16 protein-coding genes are annotated in these 17,825 nt (G+C 66.9%); 3 read left to right on the plus strand and 13 right to left on the minus strand.

The window, feature by feature from the left end; translation table 11 throughout:
* Position 1 precedes the first annotated feature (1 nt).
* The gene (locus AC1C2N_RS09705) at positions 2–1,204 is read left to right on the plus strand and encodes an acyl-CoA dehydrogenase family protein (protein ID WP_495433846.1); all 1,203 of its coding nucleotides are present in this window, start codon (positions 2–4) and stop codon (positions 1,202–1,204) included.
* A gap of 44 nt (positions 1,205–1,248) precedes the next feature.
* On the plus strand, positions 1,249–2,835 hold the full coding sequence (locus AC1C2N_RS09710; RefSeq protein WP_495433847.1) for an AMP-binding protein: 1,587 nt from the start codon (positions 1,249–1,251) through the stop codon (positions 2,833–2,835).
* A gap of 823 nt (positions 2,836–3,658) precedes the next feature.
* On the opposite strand, the gene AC1C2N_RS09715 is transcribed toward AC1C2N_RS09710, so the two are convergent.
* The 9 genes from AC1C2N_RS09715 to AC1C2N_RS09755 all read right to left on the minus strand — a co-directional run bounded on the left by AC1C2N_RS09715 (position 3,659) and on the right by AC1C2N_RS09755 (position 11,959).
* Positions 3,659–4,957: an ABC transporter substrate-binding protein gene (locus AC1C2N_RS09715; protein WP_495433848.1), complete on the minus strand. Its 1,299-nt coding sequence runs from the start codon at positions 4,955–4,957 to the stop codon at positions 3,659–3,661.
* A gap of 3 nt (positions 4,958–4,960) precedes the next feature.
* A complete protein-coding gene (locus tag AC1C2N_RS09720) occupies positions 4,961–6,325 on the minus strand; it encodes a branched-chain amino acid ABC transporter permease (protein ID WP_495433849.1) in 1,365 nt (454 codons plus the stop codon).
* A complete protein-coding gene (locus AC1C2N_RS09725; protein ID WP_495433850.1) occupies positions 6,322–7,200 on the minus strand; it encodes a branched-chain amino acid ABC transporter permease in 879 nt (292 codons plus the stop codon). Before AC1C2N_RS09725 ends, AC1C2N_RS09720 begins: the two co-directional genes overlap by 4 nt.
* Positions 7,200–7,916: an ABC transporter ATP-binding protein gene (locus AC1C2N_RS09730; RefSeq protein WP_495433851.1), complete on the minus strand. Its 717-nt coding sequence runs from the start codon at positions 7,914–7,916 to the stop codon at positions 7,200–7,202. The genes AC1C2N_RS09725 and AC1C2N_RS09730 overlap by 1 nt, the downstream gene beginning before the upstream one ends.
* Positions 7,913–8,704 carry an ABC transporter ATP-binding protein gene (locus AC1C2N_RS09735; RefSeq protein WP_495433852.1) on the minus strand — a complete coding sequence of 264 codons (792 nt, stop codon included), beginning with the start codon at positions 8,702–8,704 and terminating at the stop codon, positions 7,913–7,915. The genes AC1C2N_RS09730 and AC1C2N_RS09735 overlap by 4 nt, the downstream gene beginning before the upstream one ends.
* A 121-nt stretch (positions 8,705–8,825) precedes the next feature.
* Positions 8,826–9,560 carry a glucose 1-dehydrogenase gene (locus AC1C2N_RS09740; protein ID WP_495433853.1) on the minus strand — a complete coding sequence of 245 codons (735 nt, stop codon included), beginning with the start codon at positions 9,558–9,560 and terminating at the stop codon, positions 8,826–8,828.
* Between the two features lie 41 nt (positions 9,561–9,601).
* Positions 9,602–10,612 carry an NADPH:quinone oxidoreductase family protein gene (locus AC1C2N_RS09745; RefSeq protein ID WP_483403939.1) on the minus strand — a complete coding sequence of 337 codons (1,011 nt, stop codon included), beginning with the start codon at positions 10,610–10,612 and terminating at the stop codon, positions 9,602–9,604.
* Entirely contained in the window at positions 10,605–11,189 is a 585-nt protein-coding gene (locus AC1C2N_RS09750) for a TetR/AcrR family transcriptional regulator (protein ID WP_483403940.1), read from the minus strand. The genes AC1C2N_RS09745 and AC1C2N_RS09750 overlap by 8 nt, the downstream gene beginning before the upstream one ends.
* Before the next feature lie 32 nt (positions 11,190–11,221).
* Positions 11,222–11,959: an SDR family oxidoreductase gene (locus AC1C2N_RS09755; protein WP_495433854.1), complete on the minus strand. Its 738-nt coding sequence runs from the start codon at positions 11,957–11,959 to the stop codon at positions 11,222–11,224.
* 227 nt (positions 11,960–12,186) lie between these two features.
* Here AC1C2N_RS09755 and AC1C2N_RS09760 point away from each other — a divergent pair, with 227 nt between their 5' ends.
* Positions 12,187–13,458: a glycosyltransferase gene (locus tag AC1C2N_RS09760; protein ID WP_495433855.1), complete on the plus strand. Its 1,272-nt coding sequence runs from the start codon at positions 12,187–12,189 to the stop codon at positions 13,456–13,458.
* 8 nt (positions 13,459–13,466) lie between these two features.
* Here the strand turns inward: AC1C2N_RS09760 and AC1C2N_RS09765 are convergent, their stop codons facing one another.
* The 4 genes from AC1C2N_RS09765 to AC1C2N_RS09780 form a co-directional block, all read right to left on the minus strand.
* Positions 13,467–14,900 (minus strand): serine hydrolase domain-containing protein, encoded by a 1,434-nt coding sequence (locus AC1C2N_RS09765; protein ID WP_495433856.1) that lies wholly within the window; start codon positions 14,898–14,900, stop codon positions 13,467–13,469.
* 48 nt (positions 14,901–14,948) lie between these two features.
* Positions 14,949–15,803 carry an alpha/beta hydrolase gene (locus AC1C2N_RS09770; RefSeq protein WP_483403944.1) on the minus strand — a complete coding sequence of 285 codons (855 nt, stop codon included), beginning with the start codon at positions 15,801–15,803 and terminating at the stop codon, positions 14,949–14,951.
* Positions 15,804–15,931: 128 nt separating this feature from the next.
* Positions 15,932–16,927 (minus strand): helix-turn-helix transcriptional regulator, encoded by a 996-nt coding sequence (locus AC1C2N_RS09775; RefSeq protein ID WP_495433857.1) that lies wholly within the window; start codon positions 16,925–16,927, stop codon positions 15,932–15,934.
* 193 nt (positions 16,928–17,120) lie between these two features.
* Positions 17,121–17,720: a M23 family metallopeptidase gene (locus tag AC1C2N_RS09780; protein WP_483403946.1), complete on the minus strand. Its 600-nt coding sequence runs from the start codon at positions 17,718–17,720 to the stop codon at positions 17,121–17,123.
* Positions 17,721–17,825: the final 105 nt, after the last annotated feature.

Consider the following 17,825-nt stretch of genomic DNA (forward strand, 5'->3'; position numbering starts at 1 on the left):
CATGGACTTCGCCGAAGACCCCCGCACGACCGAACTGGTCACAACCCTGCGCGCCTTTCTCGACGAGCACGTGATTCCGGCCGAGCCGGTGCTCGACGCTCAACTTCGAGCGACGCCGGACGAGTGGGGATTCCGGCCCGTCGTCGATGAGCTGCGGGGGCTGGCACGCGAGCGTGGGTTGTGGAACCTGTTCCTGCCTGGCGAGCACGGGGCGAAACTCACCAACCTGCAGTACGCGCCGCTCGCGGAGCTCACCGGGTGGAGCCCGCGACTCGCGCCTGTCGCCCTCAACTGTGCGGCGCCGGACACGGGCAACATGGAGGTGCTCGCCGACTTCGGCTCCGAGGAACAGAAAAAGCGCTGGCTCGAACCGCTCCTCGACGCCCGCATCCGTTCGGCATTCTGTATGACCGAGCCGGACGTGGCGTCGTCCGATGCAGCCAACGTCGCTACCAGCATCCGTCGTGACGGGGACCACTACGTGATCTCCGGGCGGAAGTGGTGGTCGACCGGTGCGATGAACCCGAACGCCGAGATCCTGATCGTGATGGGCAAGACCGACCCTGCGGCCGAGCGGCACAGGCAACAGTCGATGATTCTGGTGCCGAGGGATGCCGCCGGCGTCGAGGTCGTGCGGCCGCTCACCGTTTTCGGCTACGACGACCGGGACCACGGTGGGCACGCTGAGATCGTGTTCCACGATGTGCGGGTGCCGGTGTCGAACCTGATCGGGGCTGAGGGCGACGGATTCGCTATCGCGCAGGCGCGGCTCGGGCCCGGCAGGATTCACCACTGCATGCGGGCGCTCGGCATGGCGGAGCGCGCCGTTGCCCTGGTGCGCGAGCGTGCCAACGACCGTGTCGCCTTCGGCGCGCCGCTCGCGAGCCAGGGCGTCGTGCGCGAGTGGGCCGCCGAGTCGCGCATCAGCATCGAGTCGCTGCGGCTGCTCGTGCTGAAAACCGCCTGGCTCATGGACACCGTCGGCAACCGTGCCGCGATGACCGAGATCCAGGCCATCAAGATCGCCGTTCCGCGCGCTGTTCAGACGATCCTCGATCGGGCCATGCAGCTCTTCGGTGGTGCCGGCCTGTCTCGGGACGTCCCGCTCGCCGAGATGTTCGCGGGCGCGAGAGCACTGCGCATCGCTGACGGTCCCGACGAAGTCCACCTCGCCGCGCTCGGAAAAGCCGAGCTGCGGCGCTGAAAAGTCGTTACCCCCAACCAACCCTGTGATCAAAGGAGATCCCCATGGCACACCACCCAGACCTCGCCATCGACGGCGACGGCTTCGGCACGCTCTCGGTCGCGAGCATCCTCTCTGAAACCGCGAACCGGAGGCCCGACAGCCCCGCCATTCACTTCTACGGCAACACCATCAGCTACGGGCAGCTGTGGGACGAGACGCGCGCATATGCGGGCGCGCTCCGGGACCGCGGCATCGGACGCGGTGACCGGGTCGCGATGCTCGTTCCCAACGTGCCCGACTTTCCGCGGGTGTACTACGCGGCGCTGTCGCTCGGTGCCATCGTTGTTCCGATCCACCTGCTCTTCAAAGCCGAGGAGATCGCTTTTGTGCTGAAGGACAGCGGGGCCGACGTGCTCGTTGCCGCAGCGCCGCTGCTCGCCGAAGCGATCCCGGCTGCTCAGGCCGCCGGGGTGCCGCTCGTCTCGGTGCTCGTGCCGCCGCCCGAGGCAGGCGGGCCAGACGTACCGCGTCTCGAGGCCGAAGCCGCGGCATCCGAACCAATCGAACGGATTGTCTCGATGAATCCGCTCGAAGCGGCAACGATCCTCTACACGAGCGGGACCACCGGGACGCCCAAGGGAGCGGTAGGTTCTCACCTCGCCCTCGTCGAGCAGGTGCACTGCTCACTCATCGACTCCTTCGATATGCGCACCGATGATGTGATCTTCGGCGGGCTGCCGCTGTTCCACACCTTCGGGCAGACCGCCGTCATGAACATCGCCTTGCGGCGCGGGGCATCGATCATCCTGTTGCCGCGGTTCGATCCGGACGAGGCACTTGCGCTGCTCGTCGCGCACCAGGCGACGGTGTTCACCGCGGTGCCGACGATGTTCGTCGGCATGATCCAGGCCGCGTCCCGCACTGGGGAGCGCCCGCCGCTCCGCTACGCGGTGTCGGGCGGGGCGGCGCTGCCGGTTGCGGTGCTCGAGGCCTTCCAGCGGGCATACGGTGCCGAGGTGCACGAGGGCTACGGCCTCACCGAGACGGCGCCGACCGTGTCGTTCAACAGTGTGTACGAGCCCATTCGCCCCGGAACCGTCGGCCGTGCGCTCTGGGGCGTGGACATCGCGATCGCCGAGGCTGAGGTCGAGGGGCGCATCGAGTTTGCGCCGCCCGGGGCTCTCGGCGAGATCATCGTTCGGGGCCACAACCTCTTCAAGGGGTACCTCGGTCGAGCGGATGCCTCGGCGGAGGCGGTCGTCGACGGCTGGTTCCGCACGGGCGACCTCGGCACATATGAGGACGGGATCGTCACGATCGTCGACCGCAAGAAAGACATGATCGTGCGCAACGGTTACAACGTGTACCCGACCGAGGTCGAGGCTGTGCTGTCCCGGCATCCCGACATCGCGATGGCCGCCGTGTTCGGGCTCGCCCACGACACGCACGGCCAGGAGGTGCACGCCGCTGTGGTCGCGCTCGACGGGCGGGAGCTCGACTCCGATGAGCTCATCGCGTTCTGCAAGGAGCGTATCGCCGCGTACAAGTACCCCCGGGTGGTGCACCTCGTCGACGCCCTGCCCCTCGGCGGCAGCGGAAAGGTGCTGAAGCGGCACCTTGTCGACCAGTTCACCGTCCTGCAGGGCTGAGCCCGGCCGCGGAGGCGTCAGCGCCGGGCGGGGTTTGTCCATCGCGGTCGGCGGCGCGGGTCCCGCGGTCGGCGGCCGTTCGTCTGTCACAACCTGCGGTTATGGCGCGGGTTAACCACCATTTGTGACAGATGAATGCTGGGCGGGGCTCATCCGTCGCGGATGTGGGCGGTGGCGGCCCTTCATCTGTCACAAAGTGCGCTTATGGCGCGGGTTTAGCAACCATTTGTGACAGATGAGTGTGTCGAGGGTTCGTCCGTCACCAACGGCGGCGCGGGGCGGCACCGCCCGTCACCTTCACTTCGGGAGGAGAAACCGCGGGTCCGCCGCCCATACGTTGATGCACCCGGCGAATTACCTCCCGAAACACCGGTGCAGGCGCATGGGCGCCACCCCAGGGCCGAGCGCCGGGCGGGTTCGTCCGTCGCGAATGCCGGCCCGGCGCCGCCCGTCACCGTCACTTCGAGAGGAGAAACGGCGGGTCCGTCGCCCATACGTCGACGCACCCTGCGAATTACCTCCCGAAACACCGGTGCAGGCGCATGGCGACACCCCAGGACCCGAGTGCCGGGCGCGGTTCGTCCGTCGCGAATGTCGGCGCGGCGCCGCCCGTCACCGTCTCTTCGGGAGGAGAAACCGCGGGTCCGCCGCCGATACGTCGACGCACCCCGCGAATTACCTCCCGAAAACAACGGTGCAGGCTCACGGGCGTTTAGCAACCATTTGTGACAGACGAGTGTCGGGGCGGCGGCGGATGCCCGCCACAGGCAAACGGATGCCGCGGGCCTGGCAGGTCCGCGGCATCCGTTCTCTCTGTTGCGGTTTAACCCTCAGGCACGCCCTCGTTGCTGAGCGACACGGGTTCAACCTCTTCCTTCGAGACCTTGCCGTCGCCGTCACTCACGTAGGTGGAACCGACGAAATCCTGGACACCGCCGTCGACGGTGGTGATGCCGACGCCCATGAAGGCCGCGTGGCTGTCGTCGCCGAACGACAGTGGTACGACGCCGTTCCCCTCGAGATCGCCCGAGCTGATGGCCTCGATCAGGCTCTCCCTCGTGGGGTCTTCGCCGGCGGCCGCGAGCGCTTCGGCGAAGAGGTAGCCGACGCTCATGCCGTAGACGGTGTTGCCGTCGAACGGAGCGTCATCGTTGTACTCGGCGTTGATCTCCTCGAACAGGGCGCGCCACTCGTCGTCCTGGCCGAAGGGCAGGTAGTTGGTGCTGACAAATCCCTGCAGCAGCTTCGGGGCAAGGTCTGCGCCGAGGAAGGTGACGAGGGTCGGGTAATCGCCGCCGGAGGACGACGAGAACCACTGCGGTGCATAGCCGAGCTTCGCCGCTGTACCGACCGCGAGGGCGGTGAAACCGTTGACGGTCGCGAGCATGTTGATCTCGCAGCCCGCCGCCTTCATGGCGCTGATCTGGGCGACGACGTCCTGGTTGGACACCGAGTACGTCTGAACGCTGGCGAGCCCGTCAGCGCCGAGGACGTTCTGCAGCCCCGTCGTGAACTCCGTGCCGAAGTCATCGTCCTGGCCCAGTACGCAGACGCTCTTGCCGGGGAACTCATCCTCGGCGTATTGAGCGAGCGCCTCGCCCTCCGCGACGTAGTCGACGTTGTACGCGAAGGTGTACGGGTACTTCTCGGGCTGGTTCCAGCTCGTGGATCCCGAGGCGACGAACAGGTCCGGCACTTTCTTCTGGTTGAGGTAGTCGAGCACCGAGGTGTGCGTCGGTGTGCCGAGCCCGTTCACTACGGCGAAGACCTCGTCCTCTTCGACGAGTTCACGCACGACGTTCTGGGTGTTCGATGGGTTGTAGCCGTCGTCCTTGACGACGTACTCGATGGTGCGGCCGTGGATTCCACCCTGTTCGTTGAGATACTCGAAGTAGGCGGTCGTCGCCGCGGAAATCGAGGCGTACCCCGCGGCGGCTGGCCCGGTGAGCGGGTGGTGGGTGCCGATGGTCACGGTCTCTTCGGTGATGCCCGGTGTGTTGGCGGCCTCGCCCGCCGGTGCCGGGGTGCTGCATCCGCTCAGCGCGATGATCATGACGGATGCCGCTGCGACGGTAACGGCGCTGCGTGGTGCACTGCGTGGTGGTGCGCTTCGATGTGACATGGGTCACCTCTCTGATTCGGTGGAGACGGGCTCGGTGGTGAGGGGTTCGGTGGTGATGGATTCATTCGGGCTGTGGTCGGTCGGGCTGTGGTCGGGGGTTCCGGATGCTGTGGGTCCGGATGGCGTTGCGCCGGATGCGATTGCGCCGGATGCCGTCTGACCGGATGCGGTTGCGCCGGATGACGTCTGGTCTGGCGCGATTGCGCCGGATGCTGCGGGTCCGGATGCTGTCGACCCCGTCGCGGGGGAGCTGCCCCGGATGGCTGCCCGAGAGACCGCAACGCTGGCGCGGGTGGGGATGGCGCCCTTCTGCGACGCGCTCGGCGTGCCCGGCCGCCGACCCCGGAGTGCCTTCCGCCCACGGAGAGCCCCCCGGATGCCTCCCGGCCAGACGGCGGTCACGATGATGAGCAGGGCACCGAAGACGAGGACCGGGAGGTTGCCGGAGAGTCGCTGCTGGAGTTCCCCGGGCAGGGGCAGTGCCCCGGTACCCGTCTGCACCAGCCACGGCAGCAGAACGATGAGGGCGGAACCGATGGCTGCGCCAAGGATGCTGCCCAGGCCACCGACCACAACGGCGACAACGAGCAGGAGCGAAAACGCCAGCGTGTATGCGCCGGGGCTGACCGACTGGGTGACGAAGCACAACACGGCTCCGCCGGCGCCGGCGCCGAGTGCGCTCACGAGGAAGGCGTGCACCTTCACCCGGCCGGCGGGGATGCCGCTGAGGCGAGCCGCCACTTCGTCGTCCCGCACCGCACGCATCCGTAGCCCTGCTTTGCCGTTTCTCACCAGCGTGAGAAGTGTGAGCGTGACGCCAGCGACGAGGATCGCCACCCAGGCCTGCCACTGCTCGACGGCGATGAGGGTCGACAGCGCTTCGGGAACCCCGTCGTAAGCGATCTGCACTCCCTGGTCGCCGCGGAACACCCCAACGAAGACACTGGTGAACGCGGGAAGGGCGATGACGAGCGCGAGCGTGACACCGGCGAGGTACGGGCCGTGCAGCCGCGCCGCAGCGAGTCCGAGCAGCAGGCCGATGACACCAGCGGCAACAACGCCAGCGAGCAGCCCAAGGACGAACCGGGGGAGCCCCTCGATACCGGCATCCGTCAGCGCGTTCGCGGTGAGCGCGTACCCGTACCCTCCGGCCGCCATCAGCGCGGCGTGGCCGAGCGACAACTGTCCGGTCAGGCCGATGAGCAGGGTGAGCCCGGCGGTGGCACAGAGGTACGCAGCCACGAGCGCCAGCTGGTAGTTGCGGTACGGGTCGAGCAGGAACGTGCAGGCGATGGCGAGCACCGTCAGCGCCACACCTCCTGCGATCACGCGTGGTGTGCCGGTGAGCGACACCATTATCCGTTTCATGCGACCCTCACCTTGCCCGTTGAGAAGACGCCGCCGGGGCGCACGAGCAGCACGCAGACCAGGAGCGCGAGTACCGCGATCGGCGCGACAGTCGACCCGAGAAAACCGGTGACGAGCGTGATCAGGATGCCGACCGCAAGGCCGCCGAGAAGCGCACCCACCGGCGAATCGAGTCCGCCGACGACAGCGACGGTGAACGCGTACACGAACAGCATGTCCGTGGAGTGCGGGTTCAGCCCGAGTTCGGTCGGCACGAGCAGCAGCGCCGCGAGCGCACTCACCGCCGAGGAGAGCATCCAGCCGAGGGTGAGCATGCGCGAGACCCGGACACCGAGCAGCCGCGACACCTCAGGGGCGAACGCGGATGCCCGCAGTTGCAGGCCAAGCGAGGTCCGCGTGAACAGCAGGCCAAGCAGCGACATCACAACCACGGCGACGATGAGGACGAACAGGTCGTACGGCGACAGAACGGCAATACCGCCGATCAGAATGGGACTTTCGTCGAACGGGGCATCCATCGGGCGGTATTGCTGGCCGAACAGGATGCCGAGGGCTGATTGCAGCACCATCACGAGTCCGATGGCGATGATGACACCCGCGAGCGGCTGGCCCGCTGGAGCGAACCGCATGACGCCGCGCTCAATGGCAAAGCCGACCAGGAGCCCGGCGAGGATCGCCGCACCCAGCCCCGCGAAGTACGAGCCGGTCAGGCCCGTCACGGCGAATGCGATGTAGGTGGCGACGAGGGCCATCGCGCCCTGCGCGAAGTTGACGATGCGTGCCGCGCGCCAGATGAGTACGAGCGAGAGCGCGAACAGGGCGAAGATCGCGCCGCGCGCGAGGCCCGTGGCGAGCAGGAAGATGAGTTGACCCATCAGAACCCCAGGTAGGCGTGTCGGAGGGCGTCGTCGGAGGTGAGTTCGGCGGACGGGCGGTCGGCGACGAGTGTGCCGAGGCCAAGCACGACCCCGTGGTCGGCGATGGAGAGTGCGCTCACGACGTTCTGCTCGGCGAGCAGCACGGTGAGCCCCGTCGTGTCGCGAAGTCGCCGCAACACGGTCATGATCTGTGCGACCACCCGCGGCGCGAGCCCGAGCGATGGCTCGTCGAGCACGAGCAGCTTCGGCCTCGCGATAATGGCCCTGCCGAGCGCGAGCATCTGGCGTTCTCCGCCGGAGAGCTGGTGGCCCGAACTGGTGCGGCGCTGGGCGAGCGGTTCAAACAGGGCGTAGATCTCGTCGACCGCCCCGCCGAGTTCCCGTGGAGAAAACCGCCACAGCCCACCGAGGCGGAGGTTCTCGTCGACAGTGAGCTCGGCCACGATGCTCCGTCCCTCGGGCACCTGGGCGAGTCCTCGCCGCACCCGGTCCTCGACGCCGACCGCCGCGAGGTCAACTCCGGCGAAACGGATGCTGCCTGACGTGGGGGAAATGAGACCGGCGATCGACCGCAGCAGCGTGGTCTTGCCCGCCCCGTTCGCTCCGAGCAGGGCGACGATGCCCCCGGTCTGAACGCTGAAGCTGACCTCACGCAGGACCGGTGTTTCGCCGTAGCCCGCGCACAGTGCGTCGATCTCGAGCAGTGCGGTCACGATGCGACCTCAACGCCCAGGTAGGCTTCCTCGACGCGCGGGTCGGCCTGCACCTCGCCAGGGGTGCCGCAGGCGATGACACGACCGAAGTCGAGAACGGCGACTCGGTCGGCGAGAGCCATCACGAAGTCCATGTGGTGTTCGACGAGCAGAACCGAGCACCCCGTCGCCGCGACCCGGCGCACGATGGCCGAGAGATCGGCGATATCGCCGGCGCCGAGCCCGCCCGCCGGCTCATCGAGGAGCAGGAGGGTCGGCTGGGTGACGAGGGCGCGGGCCAGTGCAACGCGCTTCCGCTCGGGGTATGGCAGCGAGTCGACCGGCCGATGCGCCTCAGCGTCGAGGCCGAGGTCACGCAGGGTCTCGGTTGCGGTCGTCACAGCGTCGGCGCCGGCTCGCCCGGGTCCGGCCGCCCGGCCCGACCTGCCCGGCGCGGCCAGCGGAACGAGTACGTTCTCGAGAACGCTCATGCCGTCGAACAGTCCGAGTCCCTGGAGGGTGCGAGCAACGCCGTGGCGGATGAGGCCGGTCGGCGACGCAGGTGCGGGCACCCCGTCGACCGTCACGCTCCCCGCCGACGGTTTGACCAGCCCGCACACCGAGTTGAAGACCGTGGTCTTACCAGCGCCGTTCGGCCCGATAAGCGCGACGGTTTCACCGGCGCCCACGTCGAACGACACGGCATCGAGGGCCGTCAGGCCGCCGAACCGCACGGTGAGCTCGGTGATCGCGAGGCGAGGGGCAGCGTCGCGGGAGTCGCTCGGCCGGACAGGTTGTTGCGTGGACATCGGCACCTCTTTGTGTCGGGATGAGGTCACTCTACAACAGATACCGACTAGCCGGTATGGAAACTTTGGCGAGAGCATCCGACCCACATCTGCGGACGATGATGCCGGCTCTGTCGGTCGGCTAGCGGTGGGCGATGGCGGTGGTCATGCCGCCGTCGACGACGAACTCGGCGCCCGTTGTGTAGCCCGATGCGTCACTCGCGAGAAAGACGACGGTGCCCGCGACGTCCTCGGGCAGCGCGGGGCGGCCGAGCGGAATCGACAGCGCCTCGGGGTCGATGCGTGTCGTCATGTCGGTGAGGATGAGGCCAGGGTGCACCGAATTGACGCGGATTCCAGCCGGCCCGAGTTCGACGGCGAGCGACTTGGTGAGTCCGCGCACGCCGAACTTCGACGCGGTGTACCCGTGCAGGCCGGGGCTGCCACGCAGCCCTTCAACCGAGGAGATATTGATGATGGATCCGGATGCCTGACGCTTCATCGCCGGCACAACCGCGCGGCAGCCGAGAAACACCCCGGTGAGGTTGACCGCGATCACGGCATCCCACTTGGCCGTCGTGTAGTGCTCGATCGGTGCCGCGTTCGCGATGCCGGCGTTGTTGACGAGGACGTCGAGTGACCCGAACGCCGCGATCGCGGAGTCGACCACCCTGGACCAGTCCTCCTCGTTCGTCACATCGAGGCGTTCGAAGACCGCCCCGTCGCCGAGTTCGGTCGCCAGTGCGACTCCTTCGTCGTGGAGCAGGTCGGCAATAACCACGCGTGCGCCCGCCGCGTGAAGTGCGCGCACGTACGCAGCACCCAGCCCGCGGGATCCGCCCGTGACGACGGCGACCCGCCCTTCGAGGTTCGTCACGGAAAGCTCCCTGTGTCGGTGGTCAGTCGAAACGGATGATGTCAGTCGAAACGGATGATGAGGCGCCCGACGGTCTGCCCGCCGGCCAGCTCCTGAATCGCGGCCGGTGCGTCGTCGACGTCGACGACGCCGCCGATGAGCGGGGAGATGGCGCCCGTCTCGGCGAGTTCCGTCAGCGCGGCATGGGCCTGCCGGACAAGCTCGGGCCGACGCTCGGAGTACAGGGCCCAGTGCAGGCCGAGCACCCCGTAGTTCTTGACGAGGGCGTGGTTGGCCTTCACCTCGGGTACCGCGCCACTCGCAAAGCCAACGACGACGATTCGTCCCTCGAACCCGATGCACTTGGTCGAGCGTTCGAAGCTCTCGCCGCCGACCGGGTCGAACACGACGTCGGCACCGCGGCCGCCGGTGATCTCGTTCACCCTGGCGACAAAGTCCTCGTCGCCGCGGACGATGACGGCCTCGGCACCGGCAGCACGCGCCGACTCCGCTTTGGCTGCGCTGCCCACAACGCCAATCACCCGTGCACCTGCAGCCACACCGAGCTGGACCGCAGCGCTTCCGACGCCGCCGGCTGCGGCGTGGACCAGAAGGGTCTCGCCTGGCTGGATCGCCGCACGTCGATGCAGGGCGAACCACGCGGTCTGGTAGGCGATCATGAGGCCGGCGGCCTGCTCATCGCTGAGGCTGGCGGGGGCGAGGTGCACGGCGCTGACCGGAAGCACCGCGTATTCAGCGAGTACTCCGATGCCGGTGCCAACCACCCGGTCGCCGATCGCGAACGACGCGTCGCCATCGGCATCCGTTGCGTCACCGATGCCGACGATCTCGCCGCACAGCTCAATGCCAGGGCTGAACGGAATCTCGGGGCGCACCTGGTACTCGCCTCGAGCGAGCAGGACGTCCGGAAAGTTGACGGCGACCGCGCGCGTGCGAATCAGGACCTCGCCTCGAGCCGGTTGAGGAATCGGAACGTCGTGGAGTTCGAGGACCTCCGCTGGTTCTCCGTGGCGGACGACCCTCCACGCCCGCATGAGCTCAGTGTCAGGCATTGTTCGCCGCAATGCTGACGAGGTAGAGATCCGTGAGCTGCTGGGCCAGGAGGGTTTTGTCTTCGGGGCCCTCGGGGGAGTACCAGTGCGACAGGTAGTGCACGTCGCTGAAGAAATGGGCGATGAGAACGGGGCGAGGAATGTCTGTGCGGTAAATGCCCTCCTTCTGCCCGGTTTCGATGAGCGTGCTGAACACATCGTTGTACGCACGGCGACGGCGGGTGACCTCGTGCTGGCGGGGCTGGGAAAGCATGTGCATGCTGCGGAAGAAGACGGTGCCCTCCGGCAGGAAGTCGATCGAGGTCTCGATCACGTCGATGCAGGCGGCGCGCAACACGTCGGCGACGGGGCCACCGCGTGCGACGATCGCGTCAAGGTGTGCCTTTTGTTCGGTGAGTATGCGCTCATAGATAGCGAAGAGGAGATCGTCCTTGGACTGGAAGTAGTGGTACATCGCGCCCTTGGTCACACCCGCCTTGTCGACGACCTGCTGCACCGACGTGTTGGCGTACCCGTTCGCGGCGAAGAGCTCGACCGCCGCTCGGGTGATGTCGTCTACGACTGTGGTTTCTCTCATCCGTCTTTCCTTCGTCAGTTCTCTCGTCATGGTCAGCCAACCGGGCGGATGCTGCCGCCGCCATCGATCACAACGCATTGTCCGGTGATCCAGGCGGCGTCCTCCGAGAGGAGGAACGCTACAGGACCCGCGACATCCTCCGGTTCGCCGAGCCGGCCGAGTGGATACTCCTCGGCGACGGCTGCTTCCCTGCCCTCGTACAGCGCACGTGCAAAGTCCGTCTTGATGACGGCCGGGGCCACCGCGTTGACCCGGATGCCCGGCGCGAGCTCGAAGGCGAGTTGCGTTGTCAGGTTGATGAGTGCCGCCTTCGAGACGCCGTAGAACGCGATACCCGGACTCGCTGCCAGCGCCGAGATCGACGCGAGGTTCACCACAGACCGGCTGAGTCCGGCGGCGACAGCGTCGCGGGTCCACTCGAGGGCGGCGATTACGTTGACGTCGAGGATTTTGCGGATGATCGACGGGTCGCTTTCGAGAACCGGTCCGTACGCGGGGTTGATGCCGGCGTTATTGACCAGGTGATCGAGCCGACCGTGGCGATCCAGCACGTGCGCAAGCGTTGCGGCCCTGTGGTCACCGTCATCCGCCTTGCCCTGGACAGCCGAAGCCCGTTCGCCCAGTTCGGCGACGGCCGCGTCGAGGGCGTCCTGCTTCCGACCGGTGATGACGACGTAGGCGCCCTCCGCAACAAGTCGGTGGGCGATGGCCAGTCCGATCCCGCGGCTGCCGCCGGTGATCAGGGCAACCCGGCCCTCGAATCTCTGCATTCGCTCTCCTTCGAGTTCTCTGCCTGTGGCGTCGCGGGTACCGGTGCGGATCGAATACCAACCGACCAGCCGGTATGTCACTCGCGAGACTACACTACTGGCTCGGCCGGCGTAGGACCGGCGTGAATTGTTCGAGCACTGTGGCGAGTCCGTCGGAGCCCCGTTCGCCTGCACCCTGTTCGCCTGACCCCGTTGCCTGTTCGGTGCGGGGTGCCTAGCATGGCGGCATGACCGGTGGTGAGGAACCGCAGGAGTCCATACGGGGTGCGCAGCCCCGTCGTTATCTGTTCGCGCTCATCGACGCCGGCGGCACGGTTCCACCGGAGCTCGGGGTTGTTCGCCGGCTCGTCGACTGGGGGCACAGTGTCACGGTGCTCGCGGGCGAGTCGATCGCGGATCAGGTGCACAGCACCGGCGCCGACTTCCTTCCCCGCGCGTCGGCCCCGTCCGGTGTCTTCCGGGACTGGGACCTGTCACCGCTGGGACTCGCCAAAGCCATGGCCGACCACATGATGATCGGGCCAGCGCCCGCCCAGGCCATCGATACCGGGGCGGCGATCGATTCACTCCACCCCGACCTCGTCGTTGCATCCGCCTTCGCGGTCGGCGCGATGGTTGCTGCGGAGGCCCGCGGCGTTCCGTTCGACCTCCTCGTTCCCAACGTCTATCCCTTTCCTGCCGAGGGGATGCCGCCGTTCGGGGCGGGGCTCACGCCTTCTCACGGACCTCTCGGCCGCACACGCGACAGGGTTTTCTCGGCCGCCGGGGTTCGACTCTTCGACAGGTACGCCCTGGCCGGGACCAACGCGCTTCGTGCTGAATACGGGTTGAGCCCGGTAACGACAGCGTGGGATCAAATGCGCCGGGCACAGCGCCACCTGATTCTGACGTCGCGGTCATTCGATTTCCCGGGACGGCTTCCGGCCAATGCGCGCTATGTCGGACCGATTCTGGATGATCCGGGCTGGGCGGTGGGTGACGCGTGGGTTCCGCCAGCGGGTGACGGCCCGCTCGTGCTCGTTGCGATGTCGTCAACGTTCCAGAATCACGTCGGGAGCATGCAGCGAATTGTCGATGCGATGGGGATGCGGCCCGTGCGCGGGCTCGTCACAACAGGCCCAGCAGTGCGCCCCGACGACATCGTTGCGGCGTCCAACGTCACGGTTGTCGAGTCAGCACCCCACCAGGAGGTCCTGCGCCAGGCTGACGTCGTCATCACGCACGGCGGCCACGGAACGGTGATCAAAGCCCTCGCTGCGGGAGTGCCGCTCATCGTTCTCTCGCACGGCAGGGACCAGGCAGACAACGCCATCCGAGTCACAACGCGAGGTGCCGGGATCTCGCTGTCGCGCCGCGCTTCCGCTCCACGAATAGCCCGGGCTCTCGATGACGTTCTCAGCACACCGTCCTACGGTGAGGCCGCGAAGAGACTCGGCGCCGATGTCGCGCGTGAGGCATCCGGGAGCGCGTTGCTCGAGGAACTGGAGCGGCGGCTGTGAGCCGCGCCTCAGCCCCCGTCGGTCGTCACGGCGACCTGGGGTTTGCGCATCGACGCGAGCGGCGAGAAGTGTAGCGGGGCCGTCTCCCACCGGGTCGTGAACGTCGAGGATGCCAGGTCAAGTACGACGTGCAGCCTGTGCGGTGTATCGATGAACATGACATCGACGGCCAGGATGCTGCCACCCGGCTGCCAGCCGGCGCTTGCGGAGGTCGCATCGTGCGTGATCCAGGCACCGAAGCCCGCCGGGACCTCGAGCCGGGCGTCACGCTCGACGAACGTGAGGCGCAACTCGGTGTCGGTGGCGCCGGGCTCGACGACCAGGTGTTTGAGGCCGGGGTAGGAGGTGTCGGGGAGCGTCGGCGTGAACGTGCCGCCGTCGATCCGCTGGTCGCTCGAACCTCGTTCGACCGGGGCGATGGCGAGGGACGCCAGCTGTGCGTCGAGCGCGGCATCCGCTTTCTCGCTCCCGCGTTCCTCGCCGGGCTGGCCGATCGCGGGCAGCAGGTGAGTCCACGCCAGATCGAGAACGCCCTGCATGTCAGTGCTCTGGCCGGTCATTGCGAGAACGACCCCGTGCTCGGGCAGAATCACGCAGAACTGTCCGTATGCGCCGTCTCCCCGGTAGCCGTGGCGAGCCATCCAGAACTGGAAGCCGTAGCCCTGCTCCCAGTCGGATGCCGGGTTGGAACCGTTGGACACGTGCGCCCTGGTCGCCTCGTCCACCCATTCACCGGGGATCAGATGTGCTCCGTTCCACTCGCCGCGCTGCAGGTAGAGCTGGCCGAGGGACGCGATCGCTTCGGTCGGTGCGTGGAAGCCGCTGAAGCCAAGTTCGTGGCCGGCGGCATCCGTGATCCAGCCGGTGTCGTCGATTCCGAGCGGATCGAACAGCCGGGGCCTGAGGTACTCGGTGAGCGACTGGCCTGTGGCGCGCTGCACAATGAGGCCGGCGGTGTACGTGCACGGCTGGTTGTACGCGAACACCGAGCCGGGCTCCTCGTCGGGAGGGAGCAGCAGGAATCCGCGCACGATGTTCACCGGGTCGATGGCGAGGGCGCGATCCAGGGTTTCTTCGCGGTGCCCGCTCGCCATCGAGAGGATGTGCCTGATGCGCATCGAACGGCTGCGGGGATCGGTGATCTCTGCGTCGAGCTCGGGGAAATGGCTGAGAACGGTGTCGTCGAGGCTGAGCAGGCCTTCCTCGACGGCAAAGCCGACCGCGGTCGACGTGAAGCTCTTGCTGAGCGAGTAGAGCAGGTGCGGTCGGTCCGCCGTGTATGGCGCCCACCAGCCCTCGGCGAGAACGTGGCCGTCGCGCAGCACCATGAGACTGTGCGGTTCGATGTCGGGGGCCGCCTCGAGCGCCGAGATGAAGGATGTTATCCCTCGTGCGTCGACGGAATGGGCTGACGGAGTGCTTCTCGGCAGTGAGCTGTGCATGGGCTCAATCGTATGACCCTTCACGGGAACTGATGACCGCCTCCGGCCTCAGAATGCCTGGGCTTGTGTTGTGGTTGCGTGGCTCATCGCCCAGTCGATCGCGTGATCCGCTACTTCCTCCCATCCCGCCTGGCTCACGATGCGGTGGGACCGTCCGGGGTATTCGACGCGCTCGACGAGCGAGGGCCCCGCAGCGTACTTCTTGAGCATTGCCTTCTGGATCGCCGGTGGGGCGACGTGGTCGATGGCACCGGAGATGAGCAACAGCGGAGCCCTGCCCGGCTTTCTGAAGTCCACGCGGGTGATGCCCGACCGAGGCCGTGGGATCGACGCCACTCCCTCGAAGAAGATCCGGTTCGGCGAGTCGACAGCACTGGCTTCCCACTCACGATCGGATTCCGCACGACTCAGGTCGTTGCCGAAGGTGTAGTGGAAGTGTCCCTTGCTGATCGGCTTCGTCTTGTTGATCCGGAACGGGTTCGAGAGGATCGGGAACCCCGTCCGCAGCGTGCTGAATGGAAGTGTCGTCACGCCGGCCGGCTGGCCCGGTTCGACCCCGACTCCGGCAATGCCGAGGCCTCGATCGAGAAGCATCTGGATGAAGATTCCGCCGAAGGAGTGGCCCATGATGATGGGCGACTGGTCGAGCTCACGGATGATGCGGTCGTAGTGGTCTACAGCCTTACGGATGCCAAGTCCCTCCAGCGCCCGGGGATCCCGCCGGACATCGGCGGGAGACCGGTCGTCGATTCCTGGCCACCCCGGGACGATCACCTCGTGGCCCCTGGCGCGATAACGTCCGGCCCACGTATTCCAGCTCGATGGTGTCATCCACAGCCCGTGGACGAGGACGACCGGGGGCTTTCTGCCGGGTGACACCGGCTGGGCGTGTTCGTCAGACATGACGCTCCTTCGTTTGGATTCGAATGCGTGGGATGCCCAGAAGCTAGCGGTAGTTGCCCGGTGAGCGCCTTCACTTCCCGCGCACTTTTCTGTGCCGGTTGTGCACACCGGCGGGAGCGGCGTCGGCCTCAGGACACCTGAGCAGTGCGCATGTCGGGTCCCAGGCGGGCGCTGTCGCGTTCCGGGGCGCTGAGCAGGTGCCATTCGGATGGCGCACACCCGAATCGGCCGCGGAAGGCTCGTGAAAACGACGAGTGGTCGGTAAATCCGCAGAACCGTCCGATGGCTGACACTGAAAGATGGGCTGTGGATTGTTCGCCGAGCAAATCAGCCGCGCGAGCGAGGCGTTCCTCGCGGACCCACTCTTTCATCGAGATTCCGCGCTGCCGCATGACGGCGAAGAGATAGCGCCGGGACACCCCGAAATACGCGGCTACGCGGTCGACAGTGAGGTCCGGATCGGTGGCGTGCGTCTTCAGATACGCCATGACCCGGAGCCCGAGCGTTCGACCCAGCGGTTCGCGGCTCCGGAACTCATCGCCCGCCGCGGTGGTCAGAAGCGCGCGCACGATCTCGATCGACGGAGCGGCGAGTGCCGACTCGTTGTCGGGATCGAGCGGGGGAAGCGCCGAGAGGTCAGCGAGGTAACTGGCGAGAAAGGACGCCATCGGACTGTGCCCGATGTCCTGGGATACGAGGTTGCGGAGAAACAGGTGCGGCAGGCCCAGGTCATCCAGTGGCAGCGAGAAGCCGCGGAAGAGGCTCGCCGATGGGACCATGACCGTCCAGGGTGACAGGCTCCAGATGGGGATGATGGAACCGGGCATGTTGCGGTGAAACGCATCGCCGTGCGCGATGGCTACCGGTCCCGTCGACACGGTGAGAACCAGCCGCGGCTCCGAAAAATCGTGGGCCTGCGCGGCGGTCCGCTCGCCGACGTAGTTACTGAAGTGGGTCTGCGTCAGTTCGATGCCCCGGAACCGCCGGGTCTGGTGATCGAAGTGAACGGGCTTCGTCGCCTCGAGCGCGCCAGCGTGAAACGCCACCGACGCCGAGCGGGCCAGTTCGTCGAGCAGCGCCGATCGGTCAGAGAGACCAAGCCCTCGCACGCTGAACTCTTCCATCCGGTCTCACCGACCTCGATCACGTCAGGATGTTGCGCCGCTGCCCCGTGAGGCGTTGTTGCGACGACAGTAACGCACGTGGCGCATTCTGGCCATGAGTAGTCGACCTGGATGCGCGTGCCATCAACGCCGTCCGCTGGCGGACGAAGCTCTCACCGGTGCATGACGTGAGTCGCGGCGGCCGCGCTCTGCTCTACAGCGTTATCCCGCGGAAGGTGAGGAATGGCGTCGGGTCGGTGTATGCCCCTGTACGAATCTTGAGGTCCAGATGGCAGCCGGTGGCCACGCCGGTCATGCCCACCTTGCCGATGATCGTGCCAGCCTGGACGAGCTGACCGGCTTTCACGGTGAACGAACCGGTCTGCATGTGGCCGTAGATTGACTCCAGCCCGCTGCCGTGGTCGATGGTGACTCGCTCACCGAACGCGCCGGCGTTCCGCGCCTCGACCACTCGGCCCGGCGAAATCGCTTTGATCGACGTGCCGCACGCAGAGCCGAAGTCGATTCCGTCGTGGAAAGTGCTGGAACACCCTCCCGGGGTGCAGATCACGGGGCGCGGTCCGTACCACGATGTGATTTTTCCGGCGACAGGACGGACCCAGGCTGCGTTTGCGTCGTGCATATAGTTGCCACCGCGACTCTCCGGACCGGCATTGAGCTGCGAATCATCGGTCGCGGTCACAACGACGGTGGGCGCAGACGCCTGGACGGCGTCGACGGCGTTGGCCGGAACCGACAGCCCAGTCACGAGCGAGGGAACAGCGATGCACAGCGCCAGGAACGACCGAACCATACGCGGACGCTGGCGTCGCGAGTGATGACCTGAATCTGACACAGTTCTCCTCGATGTCGGTGAAGCGCGCGCTTCGTCACTGATGTTATCGCTGTGAGTGCGTGA

This window comes from Mycetocola sp. Y791 (assembly GCF_059445325.1).